The sequence below is a fragment of the Sphingomonas sp. CCH5-D11 genome (genome assembly GCF_001557395.1).
GTDB lineage: Bacteria > Pseudomonadota > Alphaproteobacteria > Sphingomonadales > Sphingomonadaceae > Sphingomonas.
In genome coordinates, this window is record NZ_LSKH01000159.1 from 1 (window position 1) to 13,577 (window position 13,577).

At 67.1% G+C, this 13,577-nt stretch carries 13 protein-coding genes; all 13 read right to left on the reverse strand.

Annotated features, from left to right (window positions below):
• Nucleotides 1-22: 22 nt before the first annotated feature.
• The gene (locus AX702_RS10045) at nucleotides 23-406 is read right to left on the reverse strand and encodes a hypothetical protein (RefSeq protein WP_197420559.1); all 384 of its coding nucleotides are present in this window, start codon (nucleotides 404-406) and stop codon (nucleotides 23-25) included.
• Complete coding sequence (locus AX702_RS10050) at nucleotides 403-1,758, reverse strand: cytochrome P450 (RefSeq protein ID WP_066778972.1); 1,356 nt, start codon at nucleotides 1,756-1,758, stop codon at nucleotides 403-405. The genes AX702_RS10045 and AX702_RS10050 overlap by 4 nt, the downstream gene beginning before the upstream one ends.
• Nucleotides 1,759-1,772: 14 nt before the next feature.
• Nucleotides 1,773-2,567, reverse strand: coding sequence for a glutathione S-transferase family protein (locus tag AX702_RS10055; RefSeq protein WP_066778977.1), 795 nt, complete (start codon nucleotides 2,565-2,567; stop codon nucleotides 1,773-1,775).
• A gap of 73 nt (nucleotides 2,568-2,640) precedes the next feature.
• On the reverse strand, nucleotides 2,641-3,024 hold the full coding sequence (locus AX702_RS10060) for a cytochrome c-type biogenesis protein (RefSeq protein WP_082746192.1): 384 nt from the start codon (nucleotides 3,022-3,024) through the stop codon (nucleotides 2,641-2,643).
• Nucleotides 3,025-3,101: 77 nt separating this feature from the next.
• On the reverse strand, nucleotides 3,102-3,629 hold the full coding sequence (locus tag AX702_RS10065; protein WP_066778979.1) for a DsbE family thiol:disulfide interchange protein: 528 nt from the start codon (nucleotides 3,627-3,629) through the stop codon (nucleotides 3,102-3,104).
• Nucleotides 3,626-5,584 carry a heme lyase CcmF/NrfE family subunit gene (locus AX702_RS10070; protein WP_066778982.1) on the reverse strand — a complete coding sequence of 653 codons (1,959 nt, stop codon included), beginning with the start codon at nucleotides 5,582-5,584 and terminating at the stop codon, nucleotides 3,626-3,628. The genes AX702_RS10065 and AX702_RS10070 overlap by 4 nt, the downstream gene beginning before the upstream one ends.
• A gap of 368 nt (nucleotides 5,585-5,952) precedes the next feature.
• The gene (locus tag AX702_RS10075; protein WP_066778984.1) at nucleotides 5,953-7,245 is read right to left on the reverse strand and encodes an amidohydrolase family protein; all 1,293 of its coding nucleotides are present in this window, start codon (nucleotides 7,243-7,245) and stop codon (nucleotides 5,953-5,955) included.
• Nucleotides 7,242-8,630 (reverse strand): amidohydrolase, encoded by a 1,389-nt coding sequence (locus AX702_RS10080; RefSeq protein ID WP_066779006.1) that lies wholly within the window; start codon nucleotides 8,628-8,630, stop codon nucleotides 7,242-7,244. Before AX702_RS10080 ends, AX702_RS10075 begins: the two co-directional genes overlap by 4 nt.
• A gap of 207 nt (nucleotides 8,631-8,837) precedes the next feature.
• Nucleotides 8,838-9,383, reverse strand: a complete 546-nt coding sequence (gene hslV / locus AX702_RS10085) for an ATP-dependent protease subunit HslV (RefSeq protein WP_082746191.1) — start codon at nucleotides 9,381-9,383, stop codon at nucleotides 8,838-8,840.
• 220 nt (nucleotides 9,384-9,603) lie between these two features.
• Nucleotides 9,604-10,011 carry a holin family protein gene (locus AX702_RS10090; RefSeq protein WP_066778992.1) on the reverse strand — a complete coding sequence of 136 codons (408 nt, stop codon included), beginning with the start codon at nucleotides 10,009-10,011 and terminating at the stop codon, nucleotides 9,604-9,606.
• Between the two features lie 12 nt (nucleotides 10,012-10,023).
• Entirely contained in the window at nucleotides 10,024-10,563 is a 540-nt protein-coding gene (locus AX702_RS10095) for a glycoside hydrolase family 108 protein (protein ID WP_066779009.1), read from the reverse strand.
• A 208-nt stretch (nucleotides 10,564-10,771) separates the two neighbouring features.
• The gene (locus AX702_RS10100; protein WP_066778993.1) at nucleotides 10,772-11,752 is read right to left on the reverse strand and encodes an NAD-dependent epimerase/dehydratase family protein; all 981 of its coding nucleotides are present in this window, start codon (nucleotides 11,750-11,752) and stop codon (nucleotides 10,772-10,774) included.
• A 181-nt stretch (nucleotides 11,753-11,933) separates the two neighbouring features.
• On the reverse strand, nucleotides 11,934-13,511 hold the full coding sequence (gene ahpF / locus AX702_RS10105) for an alkyl hydroperoxide reductase subunit F (protein WP_066778996.1): 1,578 nt from the start codon (nucleotides 13,509-13,511) through the stop codon (nucleotides 11,934-11,936).
• Nucleotides 13,512-13,577: the final 66 nt, after the last annotated feature.

Below are 13,577 nucleotides of genomic sequence, written 5' to 3' on the forward strand. Positions count from 1 at the left end.
CCGTCAGCCTGTTCCGGCGGCGCTACCCCGCCAGCGGCGCGGGGGCCCGGGGCGTCGCGCGCCAGGCGAGCAGGAAACCAAGCCCGAGCGCCAGATCGATCCCGCCGAACAGCAGGACGGGCGCGGGAACCTTGCCCGACAGGAACAGGATCACCGCGGGAACGCCGAACGCCAGCTTCTCCGCGACCGAAGGCAGCATCAACGCGCGGTAGCGAACGGGATCGCCGCCGATGACCCAGAAGACGAGCTGAAACGCCGCCGCCGTCCCGATGAAGCCGTAAGCGACGAGCTCCGCGCCGGCGGGTTGCGGCAGCAGATATTGCGGCAGCAGCGCCAGTAGGCCGAAGATCGCCGCGCCGCGGAACCACAAAGTGACCCAGCGCGGCGCGCCCATCGCCGCCGTCATGCCGCCCGGGCCGCGCGCTCCGGGGTGAACTCCACCTCCAGCCGGCGCACCGCATGGACGAAATTGTTGGGCGCGATGTCCATGTCGCCCGTCCAGCGGATGTCCGGGAAGCGGGCGAAGATCTGCCGATAGGCTTCCTCGAGCTGAAGCTGCGCCGTCATGCGGCCGATGCAGATGTGCGGGCCATGGCCGAAGGCGATGTTCCGTTCGGCATTGGCGCGCGTGATGTCGAAACGGTCGGGATCGGGGAACATGGCAGGATCGCGGTTGGCCGCGCCATAATACATGATCACCTTTTCACCCTCGGCGATCCGCTGTCCCTCCAGCTCGGTGTCCGCGGTGGCGGTGCGGCGCATGTAGATGACGGGGGAGACCATGCGCGTGATCTCATGCACGGCATTGGTCAGCAGGCTACCGTCGGCCTGCAGCTTCTGCTTCTGCGCCGGATTCTCGGTGAAAAGCTTCATGGCGCCGGAGATGGAATTGCGCGTCGTGTCGTTGCCGGCGAAGACGATCAGCAGCCATGCACCGTCAAGATAGGGATCGGGTAGCGGCTCGCCCTCCACCACCGCATTGGCGATGGCGCTCATCAGATCGGGCTGCGGATCGGCGCGGCGCTTGGCCAGCATGTAACGGCCATATTCGAACATCTCGCCGACGTTCTTGTTGAACAGCTCGATAAAGGCGGCGATCTGCGGATTGAGCTCCCCGCCGCCGGCCATCTGCTCGGCCTGCTCGGTGGCGATCTGCTGCGCCATTTCGAGGAAGTGGATCCAGCCGATGAACTTCTCGCGATCCGCCTCCGGCACGCCCAGCATTTCGCACAAGGTGAAGATCGGCAGCCGCTGCGAGAATTTCTCCACGAGGTCGCATTTGCCGAGCGGCGCCATGGTGTCGAGCAGGCGGGTCACCTCCGCCGACACGCGATCCCGCAGCCCCTTGATATAGGTGGCGGTGAAATAGGGCATGTGTTCGCGCCGGAGCTCGCGATGCGGGCGGGCGTCCAGGTTGATCATGGAATTGGTGGAAGCGGAAAAGAGGATCGGGTGGCGCGTCTCCTGCGGGCCCAATGCCATCAGGATGCCGCCCTTTTCGCTGCTGAAGGTCTGCGGATCACCATTGACGCGCTTCACCCCTTCGAAGCTGGTGACGGCCCAGAAGCCGACGCCATCGCGCGGCATGGGATGCCACATCACCGGCGCGTCGGCGCGCATGCGGGCGTAATCGCCCCATGGCTGGCCGGCGGTGAAGCGGCGGATGTCGGTGAGATCGACATCCTTGAGGATCGGATAGGCGCGGTCGAACGTCGGGCCTTCGCGCCCTTCGATGATATGGTCGCTGACGAGATGCATCTGCTGCTCCGAATTCAGGCGAGGTCTGGCGTGAAGCGGATGTTGCCGCGCGCCATGCCCTGCGACACGACCTCCAGCCCGCCGGACTTCACCATCCATTCGAGCCGGTGATCGCGATATTCCCGCTTGAACAGGCCCTGTTCCAGCAGCTTGGCGACATCGCCCATGCCGCCGGTGGAGGCGACGGCAGCTGCCTCCGCCACGGTTTCGCGGACGGAGGGACGATCATTCGCGCGCGCCAGCCAGGCGGCGAGGCGGGAGCCCGGCTCCGGCGCGATGCCATGGCCGACGGACCCGTTCACATAAGGCACGACCGACAGGTCACCCCAGCCGAAGCCGTCGCCGTTGAACCATTCGCGATCCCCAAGCTCGCGTTCCAGCCAAGCGAAATAGCCACGCACCTGTCCGCCGGCGCGGGCGCTCAGTTCCTCGCCCAGCGGGCCTTCGGCGCGGCGGAACCAGCGCAATTCCGACAGGCCCCAGTTCACCGCCTCCAGATGGGTGTCGACCACTTCCTCGATCATGCGGACGCGGGCGCGATCAACAGGGCTCGCCGGGAGCAGTGACGGCTCCGGCCAGGCATCCTCGATATATTCGAGGATGATGGTGGAATCGAAGATGCCGAACCCGTCATGGATCAGCGCGGGAACCTCCGCGCGGGGGTTGGCAGCGACGAAATCCCCCGCCGCGCCGCCGACGCCGATCCCGCCCGGCACCGCGGTTTCATAAGCCACGCCCTTCTCGCGCAGCGCGATCTTCACCTTCTGCGCATAAGGCGACAGCGGGTGATCCCAAAGCGTCACGGCCATGCCGCACCCTCCCCCATAACTTTTGTTCTGGGGAAGCTATGCCGGGCTCACGACAGAATCCAGTCCTATTTCGCTACTTGTTCCGGCGGCGAAAGCTTGCCCGCGCGATCCACAGGCCGAAGGCCAGTAGGACGATCGGCGCCAGCCACAGGGGCAGCGTGACGGCGCTGACCGGCGGATCATAAGTGACGTAATCGCCGTAGCGGGTGATCAGCCAGTCGCGCACCTCATCGGCGCTGTCACCGGCGGCGATCCGCTGCCGCACCAGGCTGCGCATGTCGCCGGCCATGTCGGCATCGCTGTCGACGATCGCCTGTCCCTGGCAGACGAGGCAGCGCAGCGTGGCCATCAGCGCAGTCGCCTCCGCTTCCTTGGCGGGATCGGGCAGCTGGACGTTGGCGTAGTCGGCGGGCGGGCGCTGAGAGGGAGCGGGCGCGGCCACGGCCAGCAGGGCCATGCACAACAGCCAGGCGCTGCCGCGAAGCACGCCCGTACCGCGACGCACGCTCCTGCCGCGGGGCGGGCTCCTGCGGCTCATCGCGCGTCCCGCCATGCCTGGGCGAGCGCGGCGACGTCCTCCTCCCGGATGTCGCCGACATGCTGCTTCACGATGATTCCCCGTCCGTCGACCACGAATGTCTCGGGGACGCCCGACGAGCCTAGCGACAGCTGGACGCGGCTGTCGCGGTCATCGCCGATGCGGGCATAGGGATCGCCGCGCCGCTTCAGGAACTGCGCGATCGCGACCTCGCTGTCGCGGATCGCGACGGCGTGGATCGGGATGCCCATGGCCTTCAGCTTCATCAGCTGCGGCGCCTCAGCGATGCAGGGCACACACCAGCTGGCGAAGATGTTGAGCAGGCGCGGCTCCCCGGTGCGCAGGTCGCCCGCCGAGAGGCCGGGCTTGCCGGCGACGACGGGGGGCAGATCGAACGAGGGGACCGGCTTGCCGACCATTGCCGAATAGACCGTCCGGTCGCTCGGCTTGCGCAGCTCGCGCACCGCGAAGACGATCACGATCGCGAAGACCGCGAGCGGCAACCAGAGCAGCCAGCGCCTCATGCCGCCCAACCCTCCGCGCCGGCGAGCTGATCCGCCAGATCCTGCGCGCGCCGTTTTTGTCGCCGGTCGCGCAGCCAATGGCCAAGGATCGACAGCGCGCCGCCCAGCGCGATCATCATGCCGCCGAACCAGATCAGCGTGACCCATGGCTTCCACCACAAGCGAAGCTGCCAGCGACCCTGACCATCGGACTGTCCGAGTACGGTGTAGAGCTGCCCGTCGAGCGCGGTGAGAATGGCGCTCTCACTGGTGGTAGTGGGCGGGTTGGAGAAGAAGCGAGACTGCGGCGCCAGCACGCCGCGCGCGCCGTCACCACGCTGCACCTCCAGCCGTGCTTCGAGCGCGGTCCAATTGTCGCCGATCACTGGCCGGATGCCGCGCAAGGTGACGCGATACGGGCCCACGCCGGCGCTCTCCCCGATGCGTTTCGCCACCAGTGTTTCGCTGGTGAAGGCGCTGGAGGCCGCCATGCCGGCGAGGCTGACGGCAATGCCGAGATGCGCCAGCACCATGCCGTAAACGAACAGGGGCGTGCGCAGGAGATTGCGCCCGAGCAGCGGCACGACGCTAGCCACCGCAAGGCCTGCGGCGAGGGCGATGCCAAGCATCGGCAACAGCCCGAACCAGCCTGCCAGCAGGGCGAGCGCGACGCCGCTTGCCCCGGTGATGGCGATCGGCCAGCCCATGCGCTTCACCACCGCCGCCATGCTGTCCCGCCGCCAGCGGAGCAGCGGGCCCGCCGCCATGACCACGACCAACGCCAAAGCGATCGGGCCGGCGGCTTTTTCAAAGAAGGGCGGGCCGACCGACAGCTGCGTGCCCATGGCGGCGGCGAAGATCGGGTAGAAGGTGCCGATCAGGACGATGCCGAGGATCACGGACAGGAGCAGGTTGTTCGCGACAAGGCTCCCCTCGCGGCTCACCAGCTCGAATGTGTTGCCGGCGCGTACCAGGCCAATCCGTGCCGCGAACAGCGCCAGCGCGCCGCCGATGTAGATCGCCAGCAATATGAGGATGAAGGTGCCGCGCTCCGGATCCACGGCAAAGGCGTGGACGCTGGTCAGGATGCCCGAGCGGACCAGGAAGGTGCCGAGCATCGACATGGAAAAGGCGATCACTGCCAGCATCACTGTCCAGGCGCGAAGGCCGTCGCGCGTCGCCAGCACGCTGACCGAATGGAGCAGCGCGGTGGCGGCGAGCCAGGGCATCAGTGAGGCATTCTCGACCGGATCCCAGAACCACCATCCGCCCCAGCCGAGCTCGTAATAGGCCCAATAGCTGCCGGCCGTGATGCCGACAGTCAGGAACACCCAGGCGGCGAGCACCCACGGGCGCATCGCGCGGGCGAAGGCGGGCCCCACGTCGCGCGTGACCAGCGCGCCGACTGCGAAGGAGAAGGCAACCGACAGGCCGACATAGCCGGCGTAGAGCGTCGGCGGGTGGAAGGCGAGGCCGGGATCCTGCAGCAGGGGGTTGAGGCCCTGTCCGTCGGGCGGCGCATCGCCGAGGCGCGCGAAGGGGTTCGAGGAAAAGAGCAGAAAGGCGTAGAAGCCGAGCGCGATGGCGGCCTGCGCGCCGAGCGTTGCCGTCAGCGTCCGCTCCGCCAAGCGGCGTTCCAGCAGCGCCACCGCGCCGCCCGCCAATCCGAGGATCGTGACCCACAGCAGCATCGAGCCTTCATGGTTTCCCCACGCGCCGGCGAACTTGTAAAGCCATGGCTTGGCCGAATGGCTGTTCGCGACGACCAGCGCTACCGACATGTCCGACAACAGGAACACGCGGACCAGCGCCGCCATGGCAAGCAGCGCCAGACCGCCCTGGACCACCGCCACCGGCCGAACCGCGGTGGCGATCACGTCATCGCCGCGACGGACGGCGATGGCGGCCAGCGCGAGCTGCATCGCCGCAAGCGCCGCCGCGAGCCAAAGCGCGATGAGGCCGATCTCGGCGGTCACGCGGGCAATCCCATCACTGTTCGTGCTGAGCGTGTCGAGGCACGTGTCCCGTGCGGCTCGGCCGGGGCACGCCCTTCGACAAGCTCAGGGCGAACATTACTCCGGGGATGCAAGCCTATCCAGATCGTCATCCCGGACTTGATCCGGGGTCCATGCTTGCGCGAACGCCGAGGCGACAGTCTGCGCGGCACGTTGGATGCCGGATCAAGTCCGGGATGACGCAGGGGTGTGGAGCGAGCCAATCGCACAACGTCATGCCAGCCTTGTGCCGGCCTCCACCGTGCCGCGAGCCCGACGCCGGCAAATGCACGGTCAGGTGGATGCCGGGACGCGCCCGGCATGACGGAGCGGCTAAACGTCACAAATCCTCAGCGCTCATATGCCTTTGGCAGTGCGCCCTCGGTGGGCACGAGATACCGGTCGCGCAGCTGAAGCTGGCGCGAGCGCATCGGCTGCGGCCGGCCATCGATCCATACCGCGGTGGGCGCGGAGGAAATCTCCAGCGGATCGCCATCCCACAGCACCACATCGGCGCGGCGGCCGACGCGCAGCGAGCCGATCTCCCCATCCATGCCAAGCGCCGCCGCCGGGCCGGAGGTGATCGACGCCAGCGCGTCGCCCCAGTTCAGCCCGGTATGGCCGGGTATCTGCGTGATCGCGACGAGGTTGCCGGCATATTGCCGCAGATTGTGCTCACCGCCGTTGTTGCCGGTGGAGGCGAGCGCCACCTGAACGCCGGCGGCGCGCATGCGGCCGACGTTGGATTCCGTCGCGCCGAGCGATTCGAAGTGCGCGGGCAGATCGGCAAGCGCAGCGGCGATTACCGGCACGCGCGCGGCGGCGATCTCGCGCGCGACCATCCAGCCTTCGCTGACGCCGGTCAGCACCAGCTTCAGCTTGGGATAATCACGCGGCAGGGCAAGCACCGTGAGGATGTCGCTGGCGCGCTCGACATGAACGACCAGCGGCACGGCGCCGTCGAGCACGCGCAGCAGCGCCTCGGCATCGCCGCGCTTGACCAAGGATTCCTTCTCGCGCCCGCCAAAGCCGGCGGGGTTGCGGCGATAGTCCTGCGCCTGGGTAAAGGCGTCGCGCAGCGCTGCATAGGCCGCCGGGCGGGAGCCGCCGGCGAGCCGCCCGCCGCCCTCGCCCAGCTCCACGAACTGAAAGGCACGCGGGCGCAACACCGCCTGCGGATCATCACCCAGGTCGATCACCGCGCCCTGGCCGGCGAAGATCGATCCGGCGGCCTCCGGCGCGACCAAAGCGCGGGTGACGCCGCCGAGCCGCTCATTGGCGATCTTCACCTCGGCCGGATTGATCGCCACCGACACGTCGATCGCGGCGTTGAACGGAGCGGTGCGAGCGCCGGCATCGTTGCTTTCCTGCACGCCGGCGGCATCGGTGATGCCAAGGTCGCTGAAGCCAGCGACGAAGCCGGGGGCGACCCACTTGCCGCGCCCGTCGATCACTTCAGCGCCCGCAGGCACCGCGACGCCGACGCCGGCGGCGACGATGCGGCCGTTCTGGAACACGACGGTGCCGCCCTCGATAGGGGCAGAGCCATCGCCGATCGCGACGGTCGCATTGGTGATCGCCACCGTCTGCGCGGCCACGGGCGTCGCCAGCATGGTGGCGAGGAGGAGCAGGGCGCGCTTCACTTGACGTCTCCCGAGCCGGGCTGGCCAAGTTCGAAGTCGCTCACCGGGCGACGCTTGGGATCATGGGCGTCGTACAGCAGCGCGCCGTCGATCCAGACCTTGTCGGGGCGCGTATAGACGCTGAACGGATTGCCGTTCCACAGCACCACATCCGCCATCTTGCCGGGCACGAGGCTGCCGGTCCGGTCGGCGATGCCGAGCGCCTTCGCCGGGCCGAGCGACAGCCACTTCCACGCGACTTCGGGCGCGATGTCGATGCCGACGCGGCGGCCGGAGGCGAGCACCTTTGCCACTTCCTGGTTCAGCCGCTGGATGCCGTTCTCGTCGTCCGAATGGATCATGGCGCAGGCGCCGGCCTTTTCCAGGATCGCGAGATTTTCGCCGATCCCGTCATAGCTCTCCATCTTGAAACCGTACCAATCGGCCCAGACGGCGGCACAGGTGCCGTTCGCCTTCAGGATGTCGGCGATCTTGTACGCTTCCACGGCGTGGTGGAAGGCGGTGACCTTGTAGCCGAACTCCTTCGCCATATCCTCGACGATCGCCATTTCGTCGGCGCGATAGCAGTGGTTCTGGATCAGGATCTCGCCCGCGAGCACGCCGCGCAGCGTATCCATGGCGATGTCGCGCGACGGCGGCTCACCGCCATCGGCCTCATACATGTCCCACTTGCGGCGATAATCCTGCGCCTTCGCCCAGGTCGCGCGGTCGACCGCAACATTGCCCATCCGGGTGGAAGGCTGGCGGTTCTTGGAGCCATAGACGCGCTTCGGATTCTCGCCGCACGCCATCTTCAGGCCGTAAGGCGCGCCGGGGAACTTCATGCCCTGCATGGTGCGCGAATAGACGTTCTTCAGCGTGACCGAGCGACCGCCCATGAGGTTCGCCGAGCCGGGCAGAATCTGCAGCGTGGTGACGCCGCCGTTTGCCAGTGCGCGGCTGAAGCCCGGATCCTGCGGCCATACGCTATGCTCGGCCCAAACGTCCGCCGTGATCGGACCGGTCGCCTCGTTGCCGTCGCTGTGCGCCTGAACGCTGGGGGTGGGGTAATCGCCAAGGTGGCTGTGGATGTCGATGACGCCGGGGGTCACCCACTTGCCGGTGCCGTCGATCACCTGTGCGTCCGCCGGTGCGTTCACGCTCGTGCCGACCGCCACGATCTTGCCGTCGGCGAACAGCACCTGCCCATTGTCGATCCGCGCGCCCTCGCCATCGAAGATGGTGACGTTGCGCACCACCGTCGGCACGCCGGGATAGGCGCGGTAGGTGGAAGGATAGGGATCGCGCGAATAAGGCTGCGGCGGTGCCTTGGACGAGGCCGTTTTGGGACGGGCGTCACCCTGCGAGCAGGCGACAAGCGATAGCGCCGCGACGCCGGCCGCCATCCAGCGCCCGGCGGTGGAAGTGCGAAGGATCATGGGCGCCGTGATTGGACGGACACGGGGGCAAAGACAAGCGCTTAGCGTCTGCCGTGAATTGCCCCCGTCCGTTTGTGCCAAGCGGGTCGAAGCACGTGCCGCGGGCGGAGTCGCTTGGGACACGCCCTTCGACAGGCTCAGGGCGAACGGAGAAGGAAGTTCGCCCAACTAGGCTCAGCTCGCGCTGTCGAGCGTCTCAACTACGAGCCGGTCATTGGTGTAGACGCAGACCTCGGCAGCGATGCCCATCGCCTTGCGGCAGATCGTTTCGGCATCCTGTTCGTAATCAACCAGCGCCCGCGCCGCGGCGAGCGCGTAATTGCCGCCCGAACCGATTGCGGCAATGCCCGCCTCCGGCTCCAGCACGTCGCCATTGCCGGTGAGGATCAGCGACACATCCTTGTCGGCGACGATCATCATCGCCTCCAGGTTGCGCAGATACTTGTCCGTGCGCCAGTCCTTGGCCAGCTCCACCGCGGCGCGCATCAGATGGCCCTGGTGGCGCTCCAGCTTCGCCTCGAGCCGCTCGAACAGGGTGAAGGCGTCGGCGGTGGCGCCCGCGAAACCGCCGATCACCTTGCCCTCCGGACCGAGCGTGCGGACCTTGCGCGCATTCGGCTTCATCACCGTCTGCCCCATCGAAACCTGGCCGTCTCCCGCGACGACCACCTTGCCACCGCGCCGCACCGAAAGGATCGTCGTGCCGTGCCACACCGGCATGCTGCTTTGTTCACTCATGGGAGCGGATGTAGGGTGCGGGGCACGGATACAACAGTGCCCCTGCCAGGGCCCTCATCATGCCGTTTGCACTGAGCCTGTCGACGTGCGTGTGGCCAGGCGCATCGTCTGGGACACGTCCTTCGACAAGCTCAGGACGAACGGGGTGTGTGGTGGCAATCCACGTCAAACTTCACGAACCTCGCGCATAAAAGGGATCGAGTTACCGCCCGTTCGCCTTTCCCCATTCTCGCGCGACCGTGTAGCCGAGATAGCCGGTGCCGAAGAGCGCGTAGAGCGGCTCGGGGATGCCGGCGAGATAGGCGTTCATGCCGCCCGCAATCGTCCGCGCGGTAATCGGGCTGACCGCGGCGATGATCCCCATGGGGATCGACCAGAGCAGCAGCACGTACATGACGTACAGGAAGCTCGGTCGGGCGCGGCTGGTCCAGGGATCGGACGAGCCGGCCTCCGCCAGTACCGCAGCCATCTGGGTCTTGATACGTTCGAGTTCCTGCGAGCCCTCGAGCCGCAGCAATTCGAGCTTTGCCGCCTCGCGCGCCGCGGGATCGGGAATGATCTTGTCGATCAGCCCGGCGACAGGACCGATGATCGCATCGAGCAATGCCATGGACCTTCTCCTTCAGCCGAGGCGGTTGGCGAGCCAGCCGTAGAGGAATGCCTCATCGGCGGGGCGGCGCTCGGCAAGCGAGAGGTAGCGTTCGCCCTGTAGCGCCTCGATCGCCTTGAGCAGCACGGTTTCGCCGGCCGCGCCGCGGATGGCGAGAAAGCGGTCCAGCGCGGCCAGCGTCTGCGGGCCAATGCGACCGTCGAGCAGCACGTCGGGGTAATCACGCGCGCCGCGATTGAGCGCATTGAGCGCGCGCTGGAGAAAGCCGGTGGCGACGGCCGGACCCATGTTGACCCCGGTGTCGAACAGTTCCGCGGCGATCAGCGGCGCACGCTCCGCGACATCGTCGAGGCGCGGACGCTGCCAATAGATGCGGCGGTAGATCGCGGCGGCGGCCTCACGCGCGAAATGGCGCATCTCGCCGGCATAGCCGTTGGCGCGGGCGACCGCTTCCGTGATGCCCCAGCGAGTCGCGCCGCCGCGGTCGGCCGGGTGGTTGCTGTAGCCACCCTCGCGGTCGATCACGGCGTGGATAAGATCGTCGATCATGATGCCCCTCCGTTGTGAGAACGTAAGGGGAACATAGTTGGTGTGGGGCGTGTAGGACAGCGATGAGAAGCGGTCGTTTGCCACGTGCAGGCCGTCATCCCGGACTTGATCCGGGATCCAACATGCCGCGACCGCTTCGGCGTCAGTGTGCGCGGAACCATGGATCCCGGATCAAGTCCGGGATGACGGGTGAGTAGGGCGACCGTACCACTCAGTTCAGGCCGTGATATTCCTTGAACCAGTCCACGAAGCGCGGAATGCCGACCTCGATCGGGGTGGTCGGCGCGAAGCCGTGGTCACGGGCGATGGCGGTGATGTCGGCATAGGTCGCGGGCACGTCGCCGGGCTGCATCGGCTCCAGGCTGCGCACCGCCTTGATGCCGATCGCATCCTCGAGCACGTCGATCATGCGCAAGAGCTGTTCGGGCTTGTTGTTGCCGATATTGTAGACGCGGTGCGGCGGGTTGGTGCCGCCATCGACGGGCGGGCTGTCCGTTACCGCGACGACGCCCGAGACGATATCGTCGATGAAGGTGAAGTCGCGGCTCATGTCGCCGTTGTTGAACACGCGGATCGGCTTGCCCTTTAGAATAGCGTCGGTGAACAGCCACAGCGCCATGTCCGGCCGCCCCCACGGGCCATAAACGGTGAAGAACCGGAGGCCGGTCAGCGGCAGGCGGTAGAGATGGCCATAGACATTGCCCATCAGCTCGTCCGCCTTCTTGGTCGCGGCGTAGAGCGAGATGGGGCCGTCCACCCGATCGTCTTCCGCAAAGGGCAGCTTGGTATTGCCGCCATAGACCGAGCTGGACGAGGCGTAGCTCATCGACACCAAGCCATCGAGATTGCGGGCATATTCGAGCATGTTGACCTGCCCGACCAGGTTCGACTGCACATAGGCATGCGGATTGGTGAGCGAGTAGCGCACGCCCGCCTGCGCGGCGAGATGGATGATGTGGCTGATCCGGTGCGGCGCCAGCGCGGCGGTGAGCGCGGCGTTATCGGCGATGTCGACTTCGGCAAAGGTGAAGCCCGGCCGCGCCGTCAACAGCGCCAGCCGATCCCGCTTGAGCTGCACGGGGTAATAATCGTTGCAATTGTCGATCCCGACGACCGTCTCGCCACGGTCCAGCAGCCGGTGCGCCACGGCCGCGCCGATGAAGCCGGCCGCGCCGGTGACGAGATAGGTCATGGTGTCGCTCCCCTTCTGTCGCCCCGCTTATGGCAGGAGCATTACGGCGGCGTCATGACAAGGGAGGATGGGGGACGGGCGCATCGGAAGTACCGACTGGCAGGCGCTGTCGTCGGTGATATCGGGGCAAAGGGCGGACCGGCAGTGGCCCGATGCCGGTGGTGGCATCGGGCCGGAGCGGTCAGGCCGCCTCGGCGAGGTCGGCCGGCAGGCGGATGAGATAGTCAAAGGCAGAGAGCGACGCCTTGGAGCCTTCGCCCATGGCGATCACGATCTGCTTGTAGGGCACGGTGGTGCAGTCACCGGCGGCGAAGATTCCCGGCTGGGAAGTCTCGCCGCGATGATCCACCTCGATCTCGCCGCGCGTGGAGAGCGCGACGGCGTCCTTCAGCCATTCGGTATTGGGGACGAGGCCGATCTGGACAAACACGCCCTCCAGCTCGATTTCGTGAAGCGTGTCGTGGTTGCGATCCTTGTAGGAGAGCGCGGTCACCTTGCTGCCGTCGCCCTTCACCTCGGTGGTGAGCGCAGAGGTGATGACCTTCACGTTCGGCAGGCTGGCAAGCTTGCGCTGGAGCACCGCGTCCGCGCGCAGATCGCGATCGAACTCGATCAGCGTGACGTGCGCGACGATGCCGGCAAGGTCGATCGCCGCTTCGACGCCCGAGTTACCGCCGCCGATCACCGCGACGCGCTTGCCCTTGAACAGCGGGCCGTCGCAGTGCGGGCAGTAGGTCACGCCCTTGTTGCGATAAGCGTCCTCGCCCGGCACGTTCATCTGGCGCCAGCGTGCGCCGGTCGACAGGATCACCGTGCGCGCCTTCAGCGTCGCGCCGCTTTCCAGCGTCACTTCATGAAGGCCGCCCTCGCGGGCTGCGGGAACAAGCTTCGCCGCCTTCTGCAGGTTCATCACGTCGACGTCATAGTCGCCGACATGCTGCTCGAGCTGCGCGACCAGCTTCGGGCCTTCGGTGTGGCTGACCGAGATGAAGTTCTCGATCGACATGGTGTCGAGCACCTGGCCGCCGAACCGCTCCGTCGCGATGCCGGTGCGGATGCCCTTGCGCGCCGAATAGATCGCCGCCGCCGCGCCGGCGGGGCCCCCGCCGACCACCAGAACCTCGAACGGCTCCTTGGCGGCGATCTTTTCCGCGGTACGCGCGGCAGCGCCGGTGTCGAGCTTGGCGAGGATCTGCTCCACATCCATGCGCCCCTGAGCGAACGGCTCGCCGTTGAGGAAGATCGCCGGCACCGACATGATCTGCCGCGCCTCGACCTCGCCCTGGAACGCGCCGCCCTCAATCGCGACGTGGCGGATGCGGGGATTGAGGACGCTCATCAGGTTCAGCGCCTGCACCACGTCCGGGCAGTTCTGGCAGGTGAGCGAGAAATAGCTTTCGAACTGATAGTCGCCGTCGAGCGCCTGGACCTGCGCGATCACCTCCTGCGACAGCTTCGACGGATGGCCGCCGACCTGGAGCAGGGCGAGGACGAGCGAGGTGAACTCATGGCCCATCGGCACGCCGGCGAAGCGCACGGCGACGTCAGTGCCGGTGCGGCGGATGAGGAAAGAGGGGCGACGCTGGTCGTCATCGGCGCGGATGACGGTGACGTCATCGGAGAGGGCGGCGATCTCGTCCAGCAGCTCCAGCATCTCGCGCGACTTGGCGCGATCGTCAGCGGAGGCGACCAGCTCGATCGGCTGGCGAATGTTGGCGAGATAGCCCTTGAGCTGGGTCTTCAGATTATTGTCGAGCATCTAGCCCTCCTGTGATTGCTGGCTGCCTTCACATCAGCGGTGCGGCCCTGCGCCAAGGGGGGGAGG

Excerpts from the sequence above, each read along its gene's own strand:
- AX702_RS10045 (WP_197420559.1), bottom strand. The coding sequence starts at position 406 with ATGACGGCGGCGATGGGCGCGCCGCGCTGGGTCACTTTGTGGTTCCGC.
- AX702_RS10050 (WP_066778972.1), bottom strand. The coding sequence starts at position 1,758 with ATGCATCTCGTCAGCGACCATATCATCGAAGGGCGCGAAGGCCCGACG.
- AX702_RS10055 (WP_066778977.1), bottom strand. The coding sequence starts at position 2,567 with ATGGCCGTGACGCTTTGGGATCACCCGCTGTCGCCTTATGCGCAGAAG.
- AX702_RS10060 (WP_082746192.1), bottom strand. The coding sequence starts at position 3,024 with ATGGCCCTGCTGGCCGTGGCCGCGCCCGCTCCCTCTCAGCGCCCGCCC.
- AX702_RS10065 (WP_066778979.1), bottom strand. The coding sequence starts at position 3,629 with ATGAGGCGCTGGCTGCTCTGGTTGCCGCTCGCGGTCTTCGCGATCGTG.
- AX702_RS10080 (WP_066779006.1), bottom strand. The coding sequence starts at position 8,630 with ATGGCGGCCGGCGTCGCGGCGCTATCGCTTGTCGCCTGCTCGCAGGGT.
- hslV (WP_082746191.1), bottom strand. The coding sequence starts at position 9,383 with ATGCCGGTGTGGCACGGCACGACGATCCTTTCGGTGCGGCGCGGTGGC.
- AX702_RS10090 (WP_066778992.1), bottom strand. The coding sequence starts at position 10,011 with ATGGCATTGCTCGATGCGATCATCGGTCCTGTCGCCGGGCTGATCGAC.
- AX702_RS10100 (WP_066778993.1), bottom strand. The coding sequence starts at position 11,752 with ATGACCTATCTCGTCACCGGCGCGGCCGGCTTCATCGGCGCGGCCGTG.
- ahpF (WP_066778996.1), bottom strand. The coding sequence starts at position 13,511 with ATGCTCGACAATAATCTGAAGACCCAGCTCAAGGGCTATCTCGCCAAC.